This window comes from Flavobacterium chilense (assembly GCF_001602525.1).
Lineage (GTDB): Bacteria > Bacteroidota > Bacteroidia > Flavobacteriales > Flavobacteriaceae > Flavobacterium > Flavobacterium chilense.
Window position 1 is genome coordinate 407,107 of the sequence record NZ_LSYT01000003.1, and the last position, 16,256, is coordinate 423,362.

18 protein-coding genes are annotated in these 16,256 nt (G+C 33.2%); 8 read left to right on the plus strand and 10 right to left on the minus strand.

Annotated elements, in window-relative coordinates; genetic code table 11:
• Positions 1–20: 20 nt before the first annotated feature.
• A complete protein-coding gene (locus A4F88_RS10905; RefSeq protein ID WP_068842635.1) occupies positions 21–686 on the minus strand; it encodes a FadR/GntR family transcriptional regulator in 666 nt (221 codons plus the stop codon).
• A 228-nt stretch (positions 687–914) separates the two neighbouring features.
• On the opposite strand from A4F88_RS10905, the gene A4F88_RS10910 reads away from it, so the two are divergent.
• The 3 genes from A4F88_RS10910 to A4F88_RS10920 all read left to right on the plus strand — a co-directional run bounded on the left by A4F88_RS10910 (position 915) and on the right by A4F88_RS10920 (position 3,806).
• The gene (locus A4F88_RS10910) at positions 915–2,144 is read left to right on the plus strand and encodes a PQQ-dependent sugar dehydrogenase (protein WP_068842636.1); all 1,230 of its coding nucleotides are present in this window, start codon (positions 915–917) and stop codon (positions 2,142–2,144) included.
• Between the two features lie 124 nt (positions 2,145–2,268).
• Positions 2,269–3,117, plus strand: a complete 849-nt coding sequence (locus A4F88_RS10915; protein ID WP_068842637.1) for a helix-turn-helix domain-containing protein — start codon at positions 2,269–2,271, stop codon at positions 3,115–3,117.
• A 182-nt stretch (positions 3,118–3,299) separates the two neighbouring features.
• A complete protein-coding gene (locus A4F88_RS10920; RefSeq protein ID WP_143155028.1) occupies positions 3,300–3,806 on the plus strand; it encodes a hypothetical protein in 507 nt (168 codons plus the stop codon).
• On the opposite strand, the gene A4F88_RS10925 is transcribed toward A4F88_RS10920, so the two are convergent.
• A complete protein-coding gene (locus tag A4F88_RS10925) occupies positions 3,807–4,187 on the minus strand; it encodes a winged helix-turn-helix transcriptional regulator (RefSeq protein ID WP_068842639.1) in 381 nt (126 codons plus the stop codon). It abuts the gene before it with no gap.
• A gap of 93 nt (positions 4,188–4,280) precedes the next feature.
• Between A4F88_RS10925 and A4F88_RS10930 the strand changes: the two genes are divergently transcribed.
• Positions 4,281–5,273 carry an NADP-dependent oxidoreductase gene (locus tag A4F88_RS10930; RefSeq protein ID WP_068842640.1) on the plus strand — a complete coding sequence of 331 codons (993 nt, stop codon included), beginning with the start codon at positions 4,281–4,283 and terminating at the stop codon, positions 5,271–5,273.
• Positions 5,274–5,277: 4 nt separating this feature from the next.
• The gene (locus tag A4F88_RS10935; RefSeq protein WP_068842641.1) at positions 5,278–5,754 is read left to right on the plus strand and encodes a cupin domain-containing protein; all 477 of its coding nucleotides are present in this window, start codon (positions 5,278–5,280) and stop codon (positions 5,752–5,754) included.
• A 95-nt stretch (positions 5,755–5,849) separates the two neighbouring features.
• Here A4F88_RS10935 and A4F88_RS10940 read toward each other — a convergent pair whose 3' ends face one another.
• From A4F88_RS10940 to A4F88_RS10950, 4 genes are all read right to left on the minus strand, one after another.
• Positions 5,850–6,305 carry a hypothetical protein gene (locus A4F88_RS10940; protein WP_073075431.1) on the minus strand — a complete coding sequence of 152 codons (456 nt, stop codon included), beginning with the start codon at positions 6,303–6,305 and terminating at the stop codon, positions 5,850–5,852.
• Positions 6,295–6,426: a hypothetical protein gene (locus tag A4F88_RS25845; RefSeq protein WP_262494450.1), complete on the minus strand. Its 132-nt coding sequence runs from the start codon at positions 6,424–6,426 to the stop codon at positions 6,295–6,297. The genes A4F88_RS10940 and A4F88_RS25845 overlap by 11 nt, the downstream gene beginning before the upstream one ends.
• Before the next feature lie 668 nt (positions 6,427–7,094).
• Positions 7,095–7,868 carry a hypothetical protein gene (locus A4F88_RS10945; RefSeq protein WP_068842643.1) on the minus strand — a complete coding sequence of 258 codons (774 nt, stop codon included), beginning with the start codon at positions 7,866–7,868 and terminating at the stop codon, positions 7,095–7,097.
• A gap of 10 nt (positions 7,869–7,878) precedes the next feature.
• Complete coding sequence (locus A4F88_RS10950; protein WP_068842644.1) at positions 7,879–9,525, minus strand: PAAR-like protein; 1,647 nt, start codon at positions 9,523–9,525, stop codon at positions 7,879–7,881.
• A gap of 707 nt (positions 9,526–10,232) precedes the next feature.
• On the opposite strand from A4F88_RS10950, the gene metN reads away from it, so the two are divergent.
• Genes metN through metQ form a run of 3 tightly spaced genes read left to right on the plus strand, consistent with a single transcriptional unit; the run spans position 10,233 to position 12,765 of the window.
• Positions 10,233–11,264: a methionine ABC transporter ATP-binding protein MetN gene (metN, locus tag A4F88_RS10955; RefSeq protein WP_068842645.1), complete on the plus strand. Its 1,032-nt coding sequence runs from the start codon at positions 10,233–10,235 to the stop codon at positions 11,262–11,264.
• On the plus strand, positions 11,257–11,910 hold the full coding sequence (locus tag A4F88_RS10960; RefSeq protein ID WP_068842646.1) for a methionine ABC transporter permease MetI: 654 nt from the start codon (positions 11,257–11,259) through the stop codon (positions 11,908–11,910). Before metN ends, A4F88_RS10960 begins: the two co-directional genes overlap by 8 nt.
• A 36-nt stretch (positions 11,911–11,946) precedes the next feature.
• Positions 11,947–12,765, plus strand: coding sequence for a methionine ABC transporter substrate-binding lipoprotein MetQ (gene metQ, locus A4F88_RS10965; protein ID WP_068842647.1), 819 nt, complete (start codon positions 11,947–11,949; stop codon positions 12,763–12,765).
• Positions 12,766–12,875: 110 nt separating this feature from the next.
• Here the strand turns inward: metQ and A4F88_RS10970 are convergent, their stop codons facing one another.
• The 4 genes from A4F88_RS10970 to A4F88_RS10985 all read right to left on the minus strand — a co-directional run.
• Positions 12,876–13,256: a response regulator gene (locus A4F88_RS10970; RefSeq protein ID WP_068842648.1), complete on the minus strand. Its 381-nt coding sequence runs from the start codon at positions 13,254–13,256 to the stop codon at positions 12,876–12,878.
• Positions 13,257–13,562: 306 nt separating this feature from the next.
• On the minus strand, positions 13,563–14,390 hold the full coding sequence (locus A4F88_RS10975; RefSeq protein WP_068842649.1) for a DUF6734 family protein: 828 nt from the start codon (positions 14,388–14,390) through the stop codon (positions 13,563–13,565).
• Positions 14,391–14,393: 3 nt separating this feature from the next.
• Positions 14,394–14,954 (minus strand): hypothetical protein, encoded by a 561-nt coding sequence (locus tag A4F88_RS10980; protein WP_068842650.1) that lies wholly within the window; start codon positions 14,952–14,954, stop codon positions 14,394–14,396.
• Positions 14,955–14,956: 2 nt separating this feature from the next.
• The coding region (locus A4F88_RS10985; RefSeq protein WP_209442824.1) for a tail fiber domain-containing protein at positions 14,957–16,256 on the minus strand (1,300 nt) is incomplete at its 5' end.

The following is a 16,256-nucleotide window of genomic DNA, read 5'->3' on the forward strand; positions in this document are numbered from 1 at the left end:
ATAGACAGAAACAGATGAAATTAGTAATTAATATGTCCTATGATTTTGGCAACAGTATTCCAGGCTTTTTTAGAATCTTTTGCAATAATACTTTCCAGCAGTTGTTCGTGAATTGCACAGGTATCCTGAAATATTTTAGTTTCCTCATAAAGATGAAGAAATCCTTTTTTTAAATACACTGAAACTGATTTATAAAGATCGGCCAGAATTTCATTTTTAGAAGCTGTAGCAATTGCAATATGAAATTGTATATCGGCTTCAACACATTCTTCAAGTTTACCTTCATTGGCTGCAATCATTCTGTTTTCCAGATGTTCTTTCATGGCGGTAATATCATCTTCAGTTCTGTTAATGGCTGCTTTTTCGGCGATTTTCATTTCGAGTAATTGTCGTACTTCGTCCAGATCCTGTACATTGGCACGCATTAGCCTTTGGTCCATTGGTTCGCGTGTACTGTTAAGGCTTTCTACAAATGTGCCTAGACCTTGCTGTATACGAAGTAAACCTGAATTTGCGAGGATTTTCATGGCTTCTCTTACCGTAGAACGTCCCACACCAAAACTTTTCATAAGTTCTGCTTCGATAGGTAATTTTTCATTGACTTTATAATGTCCCAGGTTTATTTGCTCTTCTATCTTAGTGGCAACTTCCTGAGCTAGTGATTTTTTCTGTATTAATGCTTTCATTTGTCATATCATCTGATGATTGTAAAAATAAAAATTAATTTTAAATGACATCACTTTAATGGGGCTTTTAAGGCCTTCATTATCATTTGTAAAGTCGAATGCTGTTAATGCATGTCTTAATTGTATAACTTTTCGGATAAATTATATAAGGATATTAAAATACAATTGTAGAAATTTGAATTCAGTTCTCCCAAATTAATTCTTATTTAACTTAAAACTATTCACAACATGAGAAATCTAAAACCTATTACGATTCTTTCGGGCTTGTTATTGACCATTTTTAGCTGTTCGAATGACAAAGATGTTGAAACTAATCCAGGTACTGTTACAAATCCTGTAGAAGGAAATGCTGCAAACACAACATATAAACCTGCTTTTGCGGGACAAACCCGTATTAATGGTGTTATTACCAATACGCCTTATCAGGCTGATGTGATTACAAGTGCATTAACAGCTCCGTGGGGTATAAAAAGTCTTCCTGATGGACGTCTTTTAGTTACCCAAAAATCCGGAACTTTTCGTATTGTTACTACTGCAGGGGTAGTTAGTGCTCCCATTACAGGCGCTCCGGCTGTTAATGCCGCAGGGCAGGGTGGCTTGTTAGGCTTATGCCTTGATCCTGAATTTGCATCCAATCGTATGATTTATTGGGTTTTCTCAGAAGTTGTTGGCGGTGGAAATAATACGGCTGTAGCCAAAGGAAAATTATCTGCTGACGAAAAAACAATCGAAGGGGCTACCGTTATTTATCGTGCAAATCCAGCCAATGCAAGTACTTTGCACTATGGCGGAAGAATTCTTTTTGATAAATTAGGAAATCTTGTTGTAAGTACCGGAGAGCGTTCTGTACTAGAAACAAGACCTCTGGCGCAATCACTTACTTCTGGTTTGGGTAAAGTGGTTAGAATTACAAAAGATGGTCAGCCGGCAACCGGAAACCCTTCTTTTAGTGTAACAGGCGCATTACCGGAATTATATACTTACGGACACAGAAATCCGCAAGGTTTAGCTCTTAACCCCAATACTGGAGATATATGGCTTGCTGAACACGGACCTCGTGGCGGTGACGAAATCAATCGCTTAAAAGCAGGTTCTAACTACGGATGGCCAACAATAACCTATGGTATTGAATATAGCGGAGAAAAAGTAGGAGCAGGAATTCAGCAACAGGATGGTATGGAACAGCCTGTTTATTACTGGGATCCGGTAGTATCGCCAAGTGGAATGACGTTTTACACGGGTAATCGTGTTCCGGAATGGCAGAATAATCTTTTCATTGGCGCTTTAAGCGGAATGCATATTGTACGTCTTGCTATCGAAAACAATAAAGTAGTAGGTGAAGAAAGACTTCTGGCTTCAGAAAACCAACGATTCAGAGATGTTACACAAGGACCGGATGGTGCTTTGTACGCTATTACTGATGGAGGAAAACTGTACAAAATCGATAAGAAATCATAATTTTATCAACTTATTATATCACAAACAATGGCGCTATATGGCGCCATTGTTTATTATGGGATTATTTGACTGAACTTATACACCAGCATTGACTATATTTGAATATCGATTAAAGCAAAGTCAATTGAATAACAAGATTAGCACATACTCGCTGGAACATCACAAGAGTTTGTTTACAAATGCCAACAATAAAGAGGATTATTTTTATATACAGGCACAGGATCATCCTTATATAAGCGAACCTTATCGGGCAGAAAGTTATGCAATTGAGTTTCTAAGAAAAGGAAGTATTGTCATGCAAACCCAATTAGATAAAGTTGTGGTTCATGCGCCCGCTATTATTGCTTTAAGCCCATCGGTCATTCGGAGTTTTACCAAAAACAGTGATGAAATTCTAATTGACATTATTTTTTTTAAACCGCAGTTTTTTCTCGAAACTCAAACGAATGTTTTTTTTCTGTTGCAATATCAGTTTTTTGAGAACAATCATGTATTTCATCTGGAAAAAGAAACAGAAGATAAATTCGAACAAATCTTTAATCTGATTAGTCAAACCTTTAAAGCTAATTACGAAAATCAGGCTGTTATATTAAGGAGTTATCTTTATATCTTGATTTATGAAATTGACAATATTCAAAAAAGGAATTCTCAGGATACAGTCCAAAATCCTATTTTCGAAAAGTTCAAAGAAATCTTGTTTAGGGATTTTTTAATGGAGCGATCTGTTCAGCATTATGCCAATTCATTAAACATTACCCGTAAATATCTTTCCGAAGTTGTAAAAAAGAATAGTGGAAAAACAGCCGGTAACTGGATCGATGATATGGTAATTCTCGAAGCTAAAGTATTGTTGCAAAACAAAGATTTAACCATTAGCCAGGTTAGTGATATACTGAACTTTTCTAATCAGTCTGTTTTTGGACGGTTTTTTAAACTTCATGTGGGCGTTTCACCTTTGGAATACCGGAAGTGAGGTTGAATTATCAATTATGAATTATCAATTATGAGTTATAGGAATGCATGACCGTGTGTATAACTCACTCTAAGTTTTATGTTTTAAATACAGCTGAGAACCGACTTTTTGAACAAAAGAGCTGACATTTTGCTCTTTTCTGCTAATGCAAATCAATGCAATTTTGTTTAAAAAAAGAAAACATGACTAAAGTTGCACAATTTGTAGTAATCATTAATGATAATGTGGTTTGGATGGAAAGCAAAGCGCTTGAATTCTATTCGGCTTTATTCGGGCAAAAAGAATTGGGAGAAAAGTTTGTTGCCGAAAATCTTTCGCATCAAAAACTATTTAAAATACAAAACGATTTTTCGGTCGAAATGTTAATGGCGTACGATGGAGAAAATCCATTGGCGTTTATGAAATTGAATTCTTCAAGATTATCCAACCAAAACCTGGGAGTAAACAAAGCAATTGGAGCAGAACATGTAGTGTATTCTGGTTCTGATGATTTAATAGTGCTTTTTAACCGTGCCGAACAGGTAGCACTACAAAGAAAACATGATTTAATCTGGGTAAAAGTATTATCTATTGATATTGTTTTAATTGAAGCATTACAATCTCTACATTATAAGGAATTTACTTTTGAAGATCCTCTTGCAAAAGAAACAGACCCAAAACTGATTTATTTTAAAAAGTCAGTTCAATAGTTATTTACCAATCGTTTCGATGATTTTTTCGCGATGACTTAAACCCCATTGTACCAAAGTTTCTGTAACCGGAAGCACTGATTTTCCATATTCAGTAATAGCATATACTACCGTAATGGGTCGTGTTTGCTGTTCTGTTCTGGAAATAAGTAAATTAATTTCGAGTTCTTTTAATTCCTTGCTCAGCATTTTGGCAGAAATACCATCGATCTCGCGCTGCATTTTTTTGAAATTAATAATCTGGTGGGTTCTGTTGGTTAAGAAACGTAAAATCATCAGTTTCCATTTTCCGCCCAAAACATCCAGACTATCGCGCATTGCCATCAATTCTTCTGAGCAATTGGCTTCGCGTATCGTTCCGTTATCGTTAATTTTTGCCATAATAGTTTCTCTCAGGTAACCGGTTACCTCGGGTTAACCCATAGCAAAAATAAGGGATTTCTGCTGTAATTTCGTATCTATAAAAGAATAAAAGTGAGAGCAGTTGTTTTACATCAAAATGGAGAATTTTATTTGGAAGAGGTAAATACACCTCAGCCTGAAAGCGATCAGGTTCAGGTAAAAATAAGCGCAGCAGGTTTTAATCCGATCGATTATCAGATGACCGAAAATGCAATGGAACGAAAGTTACTGCATTCGCCCATATTGGGCCGGGAATTTTCCGGAGTCGTCTCGGCAGTTGGCAGCAACGTAACCGATTTTAAAATTGGTGATAGTGTCTTTTGTGGTTCAGGAAGTATGGGATCTAATGGAACTTATGCCGAATATATTTGTGTTCCGGCTGCAATTGTAATGCATCTGCCAGCCAATATTTCTTTATATCAGGCGGCAGCAATACCTTCTGTTGGACTGACTGCATTACAGATTGTGAACCGAATGAAAGCAAATGTAAATGATAGCATTTTTGTAACTGGTGCAGCGGGCGGAGTAGGGAATACGCTGCTTAAATTATTGCTGGTAAAAAGCTATCAGCATCTTGTGGTCACTGCGGGAAACGAAAGTAGTATAACTGCATTGCATAACATTGGGATTAAAGACAGCCAGATTATAAATTACAAAAAGGATGATGTTTATGAAGCTGCTTTGATGCTAAACAATAATGAACGTTTTGATTTTGTTGTGGATTTAGTGGGAAATGAAATTGCTGTTGTGGCAGCGAAGCTTTTAAAAACAAACGGAATTTTTGCAGATGTAACCAATTTTTTAACACCGGATTCACGTGAAGTTCTTTTTAATAAAGGTGCAACGATTCTCAATATTTCCAATTATGCATACGGACTGGAAAAGAAATATGATTATTATAAAAACGGATTAGAGGAATTAGCTTCTTTACTAAAACAAGAATTGATTACACCGCCGGAGATTGAAATTATGGGGAATTTAGAAACTGATTCGGTTTTAAAAGCACATGCTATACTTCGGGAGAACAAAACAAATGGAAAGAAATTAATCATGCAAATACAATAGGTTTATGAAAACAATTCCGAGAAGGATCGTTACAGGTTTACAAAATGGAAAATCAATAATTGAACAGGATGCAATAGTTACAAATGTTTCGGAACATTTTCCGGGTTTGTTTATATCAGATATCTGGTCGACGGATAGTATGCCGGTTGAGCTTAAAGAAGAAAAAGTGATCGAAAACACGGCTTTTCCTCATACTCCCAAAAACGGAAGTTATTTTAGATACGTTCAGATTCCGCCAGATGCAGATTTAGGAATAGTTGCGCCAGAAGGCCAGCCGCATCCTTTAATGCACCAAACTGATACGCTGGATTATATCGTGATTCTTTCGGGTGAAATTTATCTTATTGTTGATGAGGGCGAAACGCTGTTACAAGCCGGAGATATTGTGGTGCAAAGAGGTACAAACCATGCCTGGAGTAATCGATCCAATCTTCCTTGTATTCAATTGGCTATTTTACTGGATGCCGGAAAGGGAAATTAATTGATTTTAATCCGTTGCATTATTTTTAGCTCTTTGACTCCGCTCAGGGTGACGTTCGATGTAATGAAAAAGTTATTATTAAAATTTTAGAATTTTTACTTTTTTTTAATCGCCTTTTTGATTTTATATTTGATCCCATTTATACCTGTTGGTTGTTTAGGTTTATAGATTTCATTTTTTCCATCAACATAAATAGTTGTTCTTTTTTCTAATATCCAATTGTCGTATTCTTTTTTGTACCTATAAATTTCCGAAACATCAAATCCCATCATTCCTTCTTTCGTTTGACTAGTTTCTATACATCCTTTTTTGCAATTAAAAAAACTAATACCTTCAAAGCCAACACCTAGATTAAAAATATATTTTTTACCATTAGCGCTTATAATTTTGCATTTGTAAATTGGCCCGTCAACGGAATCGTTTACAAATTTATATTCTAATGTGTCTTCGATGTTATCATTGTCAAAATAACCTAATTCTTTTTCTTGAGCAACACCTAAAGAATAATTTAAAATAACTAAAACTAAAATAACTATTTTCTTAATCATCATGACTTTGAATGCTTTGTTTATTATCTTTTCCCCATTTTGTATTCTTCATATCACTTGTGTCGTATTTATATTCTCCTATTTGTTTATCATCTAAATTTATACAGCTATCTTTTACTTTCATTAAATTTAATATGTTTTTTAAATTAGTTTTCCGGTGATCAAATCTTCCATAGAAATGGTTAATGATTGTTAATTTAAAATAGAGAACCTTTTGTCAGTATAATTGTCTAATTACTGTGTTAGAGTCTTTGAGAGTTATTACCTTTTTACTTTTTCTTGGTAGCCTTTTTGATTTATATTCAATTCCATTAATTCCTATTGGGGATTTGTGGTTGTAAATTACTTTTCTTCCGTTTTAGTATATGGTTTCATCTTTTTCTAAAATCCAATTGTCGTAATTATTTTATATAAATAGATCTCGGTTTCTTCAAAACCATCAATACCGGTTTTCCATTGATAAATCATGATACAACCTTTTTATTGCATTTAGAAACTTGTATTGAACTATATCCAAGATGAAGATCGAAATTAAATATTTTTCCATTTCCTCTTATAATTTTACATTTGTATGAAATATCTTTGTCTCTAAATTGATTATCAAAAGTTAAATTCGTGGAATGCAATGTCTCGATTATAGTGTCATTATCAAAATTCCTTATTATTTTTTTTCTCTATTTTGTAAAAAACTAAAAGGCAATTTGATAAGATTAGTGTATGAAATAATTTAGATTTAGTCATCTAAGTATAAAATATTGCTTTATTAATAAGATGCTACGCTGGCATTACGACTTATTTTATTTTTACTTTAAAATCATCTTTTAAAAAGGATTCTAGTTCTTTAAAAGAGAAAAATAAATTGTTTTCGATATCAGTCTCCCCTTTATTGAAACCATAATTATATATAATTTCAATACCTTTTTCATGTATAATAAACGAATTTAGACTGTCACGATTAAATACAACTTTTGTATTAACTAAAGAACTATATATATCTAAGTTGTTACGATTTTCTTTTTCTTCTTTATATAAATCTTTTAGTCGGTTTTTTAAGATTTTATTACAAATACTAATCAATACATTTATTTTTCTTTCTTTGAATATGTCTTTGTAATTTAGTATTTGTGAATTTTTAATATCGAAATTATAATAGTACACATCTAAATTTAAGCTTCCTGCAAGAGATTCGTAATTCATAATGATACTCAGTAAGTTTAAATTATTAATGTAAATAATGCAACTTGTATTTATCAAGCCGCTAAAATTATCATTCTCACAGTTTGTTTCTTTTAATTTAATGGCTTCATTTACAATTTGCTTAGGATTTTTTAATGTTTTTTTAGTCTCTAAATAGCTTATATAATCGTTTGCAATAATAGTATTAAAAAAATTATTTTCATTTTTACCTAATATATCAGGAAAAACAAAAGTAGATGTTCCTTCATTTTTACATTTAATAGAATCTTTAATAATAGAAATTTTGGTCTGTGGTTTTTCTAAAATTTGACCTTGAGAAAAATGAAAAATGAAAAAAAAATATATTAAATACTGAATACTTATTTTCATAGTTTGGCTTTTACTTTTTAAGTTTTTCTTCTTTATTAGGCTCTAATTCGTCTAATAAACTCTTTGCATTGTCATCTTTAAAATTAACTATTTTTTTTGTAGCTGAATCTTTTTGATTTCTTACTTCTAATAGAAAATTTAACCTTGCTATAACTTTTTTCTTTTCTTCATCAGTACCGTTTTCATATTCAAGTTTATAATGTTTAAAAACTTTAAAACCATTATCTTGTCTAGCTAATATTGTATATTTATTTCTTATTTCTAAACCATTATGACCTCCATTAACAGCTTTAGTTACTTTTTTTACATCATCTAAATCTCCATTTTTGTATACACTTCCATTTCCCTCTATCCAAAACCAATTCGCAGATTGTACGCCGTATATGGTATTATTAGCAACTTTATCAAAATTACCTTCAAGTTTGATATTATCTGTTGTTAAAGTAAAATCAATATCCCCAGTTTTGTCATCAGGGAAGGGATTAGCTTTTCTAAATTTCGTGAAATTCTTATAATTATCTTTAAACGTAATTTGTTTGATTCCTTTGCCTCTGAATTTCCAACCATCTCTGCTCATTTCATCTCCATTACCAAATCTATTAGCATAAGCCCTTGATAGAATTGGAATGCCAAAAGAGGAATGTATTTTTAAATATATTTGATAATTAATAGTTTTATCAGGGTTTAAAACCTCTTTAAGTAATTTATCAACTCGCTTTTTACTATTTTTTGGGTCTTTTTCTCCTCCGTATTTGCCATATAATTCTTTTTCGTCAACAATGATTTTTTGTGTTTTTAAAATAGTTTTTAATTCAGTATTGCTCTTTGTTACAATTTCACCATTTTTATCTACTATTTTAAAAATATTTATTAAATAATCATTTAAAGATTCTAAAACAACATCGTCAATTTCTTGATTATTTCTAAATCGAGTTGTACCTTGATTAAATATACTTAAAGCGGAAGCAGGAAAGGTACTTCCTTCATAGGTACTTTCAAACTTAGATTCAGCACCTACTTGAGATATAAAATGAGCCTTTCTAAGACAAGTATCTAGTTTAAAATCTATTCTATACTTATTGAGTAATTCTATTATTTCTTTAACTTTGGATTCATCATTTAACTTACCATCAACTTTCCCTGTTATTACATATCTTATTTGTTTTAAAGTTATTTCTTCTTCACAATAAGTACATTTAAAGGGAGCTATTTCTTTCGGACTAGGCACAGGCGCACCAATAGTATCAATATTTGTAATTAGATTCCGTTGTCCGCAATCTGTAATTTTGATATCAACTCCTCCGTATTCGCATTTTATAGTGCTTCTTAAAAGTACAGGTAACTGATCCTGAAAATATACAGTTCCGGGATCTTTCCAATCGGTCAGTTTCATTACCGAGGCACATGGACTGGAACTGTAAGGGCTTTTTTTGCAATTGCCTTTAAAGATCAGACTTGTCATGTCTTTTTCTACTACTGTAACAACACGTTTGTCTTGTATGCTGGGAGTATCAAAATTTGCTTTTAGGTCTCCATCTGGAACGGTACATAAATCGCAGCTGATTTTGGCTCCATCAATAACAAATTTCAAACCATCTTCGGCGTTTTCTTTTTCTTCACGCATTTTTCGTTTTAAAGTATTATCCGGTTTTGCCATTATAAAAGAAGTTTAACATTATAAAAGGTGTTTATTTTTTCAGATCCGTATTCTGCAAACAGGATTTTAGTAAAGTTGAAAAAACAGAATTCTTTTATAGGCCTTTATAAGTTATATGAATGACAGAATAAGACTTTTAACTACATAAAAAACTGGAGTAACAGGCAAGGATTTTTTCAAAGAACAAAAAAAGACAATACACTATTTTAGTATATTGTCTTTTGTTGATAGCGTATAAATTTTAAAATGAACTGAAAAGCTTACTCCGAACGATGGTGTAGTTAAGAAAATCATCAATATTTCTCGGATTATTTTGAAAGGATTTTTATACTCATAAACTTTTCTTATAAAACCAAATGCCCTAGCCCTGATGGGAGGGAAAATCCTTTTGTGCCGGGGTTCGGCATAAAAGATTGGAAGGACAGCAGGAAATAGCTCCTGATTTTTAATATTAGTCTATTATATTGATAGGTTAATAAAAGTTTTACTGTTTTTTGCATTGAAATTAAAAATATCTCATTAAATTTGCCGCACCAATGAGAAACAATGACCAGAATACAAATTATTACAGCTGCAACATGATGATGTGTTGTAATACTGTAATGAGATGTATGGAGCTGGCTTATTTATAAAATGATACTATTTATTTCAAAAAGCCTTTCATGATTAACTGAAGGGCTTTTTTGTTTTTAAACTTGAATTACAGAATGATTGAATTAAAAAATATTACCAAAACTTTTCATCAGAAAGACAGGATTGTTGCTGCTTTGTCAGATGTTTCGCTTAAGGTTCCGCCAGGGAAAATCTTTGGCGTAATTGGAACTTCGGGAGCAGGAAAAAGTACTCTGATTCGATGTGTGAATTTATTGGAAAGACCTACTTCGGGAGAAATTATCGTAGATGGAAAGTCTTTGATACAGTTATCGAATGCACAACTGGCAATTGAAAGAAGGCAAATAGGCATGATTTTTCAGCATTTTAATCTGCTTTCGTCACGAACTGTTTTTGAGAATGTGGCTTTTCCGCTGGAACTTGTTGGAGTTTCAAAATCAGATATTCAAAAGCGTGTTTTAGAATTACTGGATTTGGTGGGCTTAAAAGAAAAGGCAAACGATTATCCGGCAAGTCTTTCGGGCGGACAAAAACAAAGGGTTGCCATTGCGAGAACTTTGGCAAACAATCCGAAAGTATTGTTGTGTGATGAAGCGACAAGTGCGCTTGATCCGGCGACTACGAGATCGATTCTGAATTTACTGAAAGATATTAACCGCCGTTTAAATATTACGGTTTTATTGATTACACATCAGATGGAGGTCGTGAAATCGATTTGTGATGAGGTAGCAGTAATTAGTCACGGGAAATTAATCGAACAGGGAAGTGTAGGCGAAATTTTTGCCGATCCAAAACACGAACTCACAAAGGAATTTATTGCTTCGTCATTACATCTTGACATCCCGAGAGTGTATCAGGAACGATTACAAAAAGAAGATGGCGAAGGCTTGAGTCCGTTGTTGCGACTGGAAATGACAGGGAAATCAGTAAACGAACCTGTAATTTCTGAAGTTTCAAGATTGTTCGATACCAACTTTAAAATTGTAAGCGCACAAATGGATCAGGCAGGAGATGTGAATTTTGGTGTGATGCTGATCGAATTGTCCGGAAAACGCGAAAATTACGAAGCCGCAATACAGTATTTTATTTCTAAACATATTAAAACAGAAATTATAGGTTATGTCTGAATCCATTATTGATTTATTATTAAAAGGAACCTGGGAAACGATAGTGATGACATTTGTGTCGGGCTTTTTTGGTTTTGTATTAGGGCTTCCAACTGGTATTTTGCTTTTTCTTACCCGAAAAAATCAAATATTAGAACAGCCGGTTTTAAACAGAACGTTATCGGTTTTGGTTAATATTTTCCGTTCTATTCCATTCATCATTTTAATTGTATGGATGATTCCGTTTACACGTGCTTTGGTTGGAACTTCGATTGGCGTTAGTGCTGCATTGGTTCCGTTAAGTATTGGTGCGGCACCGTTTATTGCACGACTTGTTGAGAATAGCCTTTTAGGATTGCCTTCGGGATTAATAGAAGCTGCAAGGGCTTTGGGCGCAACACCTTTTCAGATTGTGTATAAAGTATTATTACCGGAAGCTTTGCCATCATTAATCAATGCTGCATCGATTACCTTAATTACGCTTGTGGGATATTCTGCAATGGGCGGAGCAGTAGGAGCAGGAGGTTTAGGACAGGTTGGTTATCAATACGGATATATTGGTTACGATGCCGTAACAATGAACTCAGTATTAGGCTTGCTGGTTATTTTGGTATTTCTGATTCAGTTTGCCGGAGATGCTTTATCCAAACGATTTGATCATAGATAGTTATCAATTAAGAATTAAAAATTAAAATATAGAAAAATGAATACTAAATTGAATTTTTTTAAAACAGCCGGAATTATTGCATTAGCACTTGTGGTGGCAAATTGCGGAAAAAGTAAAGAAAACGATCCGCATCATATTAAAGTAGGTGTTGCAACCGGACCGGAATATAAAGTTGCAGAAGCAGCTAAAAAAGTAGCCAAAGACAAATACGGACTTGAGGTAGAATTGGTTTCTTTTAATGATTATGTAATTCCAAATGAAGCTTTAAGTCAGGGAGATATTGATGTGAATGCTTTTCAGCATAAACCTTATTTAGACGAACAGGCTAAACAACGCGGATACAAACTGGCAATTATTGGAAAAACCTTTATTTATCCAATTGCAGCCTATTCTAAAAAGATTAAAAACATTTCTGAATTGAAAAATGAAAGTACTATTATCATTCCAAATGATCCAACAAATGGTGGTCGTTCGTTATTGCTTTTAGAGAAAAACGGCTTGTTAAAGCTTAAAGAGGGAATTGGATTATTGCCAAAAGTAACGGATATTGTCAGTAATCCTAAAAACCTAAAAATATTAGAATTAGAAGCGCCTCAACTGCCAAGAGCATTGGATGATGCAAATGTATCGATTGCAATAATCAATAATACTTTTGCGTCACAAGCCGGATTAATTCCTTCTCGTGATGCTTTGTTTGTTGAGGATAAAGATTCTCCTTATGTAAACTTAGTGGTAAGCCGTGAGGACAATAAAAACGAAGAAAAAGTAAAACAATTTTTGCAGGCTTTTCAATCTGCAGAAGTAGAGCAGGCAGCTATTCGCGAGTTTAAAGGCGGAGCTGTAAAAGGCTGGTAAAATATCAAACATTTCGCTATAATAAAAAGCGCCAGGTTTATTGACCTGGCGCTTTTTTATGTTTTATGATTAAGATTTATAAGTAATTAAAATACAGTTGCAGGATGTTTTTAAACTAGTATAGCATCTAAAGTACTTACCAATTCATGAAAACTATTGGGTTTTGTAAAAATTTGTACCGAACTAAATTCATTGGTTAATTTTTTCAGGGTTTCATGTGAGTGTGAAGAATAAATGACAACCTGAATTTTACTCAGTTCCGGAATCTGTCGCAATTCGTGTATAAATTCTGCTCCGCTCAAATAGGGCATTTGCATATCCAGAAATATAAAGTCGGGCAGGACTGCTGCGGTCTTTAAATTGTTTAAAGCTTCTAAAGAATTATTAGAAATTGTAGTGAGAATATCTTTGTTTAATGAAGCGATGGCTGCAATAAAAAGTTCGCAGTCGTCTTCGTCATCATCGACTAATAAAATTACTGTATTTTTCATTCCATGAAATTATTTTAAATTCAGGAAAACAGAGTTATAGAATTTCACTCAGATGTTACATAATATGAATATTTTATTATGAAGAGTATTTTGAAAATGAAGTAAAGATAAAATAACTTAAACCCGACAGTTTTGAAATTTGCCGGGCTTAAATATTGGCTAATCTTAGTTCTTATATTTGAGTAATGCTCCCTCGCTTATGTTATAAGTTTTTTAGTTACTACTAAGAAGATATTTTTAAAGCGAGCATCATTTAATAATGCTAATATAATTTTACACTTTTTGGTTGTAAATCACTAAATTTTACTATTCTAAAAAATCTAGTAACTTATTTATTGATTCATAATATTCAGGATATATAATTTTTACATGTTCGCTAAAATTCTCAGCTACTTTTTCATTATACTTGTTAATTAATAAATGAGTATATCCGGATTCAGTAGGAGACTCATAATAAGGGTCTATTATTGTACCAATTGATAATCCCATTTTATCTGCTATAACAGCACAGAAATACTGTTCCCATATCACACATAATTTATCTAACGGGACACAAGATTTAAAATGTTTTTCGTTATTGTCGATAAATGTAAATACTGAATCGCAAAACAAGCGGTTAAAATCTAGATTGTTGCAACCATAAATGCCTAAATTAAACGCATGCTTTGTGTCACAAAAACCAATGGGTAAATTTTTTCCATGGTTTTTTAATAAATCAATATAAGCTAGATAAGTTTTATTATATGGATCTGTAGTAAATGGTTCAAAGTTTTGAACATATAATTCATTACTTACCAGTTTGTCAGATAATGCTTCATATAGAATAACATCTAAATCTACATGTATGAAAGGCTCGTTTTGAATACTGTAGGCTTTTATCTTTCCTAATGCCCATGAGTTCTTATCATATCTGTCTAATTCGTCAAGATCAGTTTTAATGGATTCGAATGGTAAGTCTAATTTTTCAATCCATAATTTACTACTGCTATCCGTAACCATCTCGACTCTTCCATAATGTTTATAGCTGTTCAGAACAGATATTACCATGGATGACAACATAAATCTCGAGTTAAACCAGTTACCAGGTTTCTTTAATCCACTACCGGTTTCCCAGTAACTATAAACTACTTTCATAGGTTATTTTATATATATAATTATAGTGTATTGTGGCCCTGAGGAGGTAACAGTAGCTCTCAAACTACTTCCCATGTTTGAAAAGTATCCATTTGTACTATTTGATCCGGCAGTCATGTAAAAATAATTTGACGTATTTAATCCTACTGTAGGTGTGTATAAATCCATCACAAATGTACCATTATAGAATATTAAATTAGTATAGGATGTGCTAAATTTAAAACTATCTCCATTGGCTAATGTTGGTAAAGTAATGTAAGCGATATTGGTTCCATTCGCTTTAATTGCCATATATGTTGCACTAATTGTACGACCTGTATTATTCCATATTACACCTGTGTTAACAGTTCCACCTCCACTGGATCCTCCACCAGAAGAGGCTGTATGATTATAATTATAAAATTCGCTTATGCTATGTGGTGCAACTCCATTAGGTTTTGAACTACTGGCGGCGTTGATATTAGTAGTAGACAATGATGTTAAAGAGATATTTGTTAATTGTGTGATTTTTTTTTCACCACAAATGTCATTTATTGATATTTTACCAGATGAATTTAGAGCCATTGTTATTTTATTTTTTTTAGAATAATTTTAATTTCTTCGCTTTGTTTCTTATTAATCAATCGTTGTTGTTCAATTTGTGTTTGTTGCTCTTTAATAGCCTCAAACAATACAGCGACAGCATTTTGATATTTAACAGCTTTGGTTCCATCTTCACGGGTAAGCACCAATTCAGGAAAATTTTCTTCAAGCTCTTGGGCTATAAAACCGATATTGTCTTTTTGTTCATTATCGATTCTATCATAAACGACTCCTCTTGAAGCCTTAATTCTTTCAATCGCATTTGAAATTGGTCGTATATTTTTTTTGACTCTTTCATCAGAAAAAGCAGTAACATCTCCGGTAACAGTTAAGGAAGCGCCTGTAATTTCACCTGAAAATGCTGAATAAGCAGTATAATTAATATCTGTTAAAACGGTTTTCCAAGAAGTCCAACCGGTAGTCCCACTACCTGTATTATTTCCTCTAAATTTCATGCCACTACCGTCTCTAGAAATGGTTAATTGTTGTCTGCCATCTCCAGAAGCCATATGCAATGTTGATGTATAACTATAACCTGAAGAAGGGGATTCTTCTCTCGCAATAGTTGAAATACTACCAGATAAATTATCTAATTGTATACCTTGTTGGAATGGAAATCCTGTAGAGTTTCCAGTTAAATTTCCAACAAAAGCAGGAGCAGTTACTATTCCAGTAAATATTGGAGAAGCTACAGGAGCTTTTAAAGTATCATTACCATTAAGTTTACTTATAGCTGATAAAACGGTATCAGATGCAGAAATCGTTCCTGCTGCAGAAGCATAACCTGTTAATGTTGATGCAATAGCTCGTGCATTTGAAAAATATAAGTTACCAGATTCCGGAACATTAGCTGTATTTAAAGCCTGCCAAGTTTTATCACCTCTCCAATATTGAACAGGTGTACCAGAGCTTATGCTGTTTTCTTTGCCTGTATCTGTAATTGTAATGTTTGTAGATCCGTCAAAAGAAACTCCATTAATTGTTCTAGGGTTTGTTAGTTTAGTTGCAGATAAAACATTTTTTGTCACATCAGTTGTATTGTCAACATTTGAAAGGCCTACATCAGTTTTGGTTAGTGTTACTACACCAGTTTTTCCTGCAACACTGTCTACTGCTCCGCTTGTAATAAAGACGTACGCAGTGCCGCTCCAGCGATATGTTTTATTAGTATCTTTTGCGATATAAATTTTTCCTGTCTGTCCTGTTGCAGGAAAACCAGCCAGGTTTGTAAATTCTAATACATCATCAACATAACTTGGTAATTGCGTTGTTAGGATAATTCCG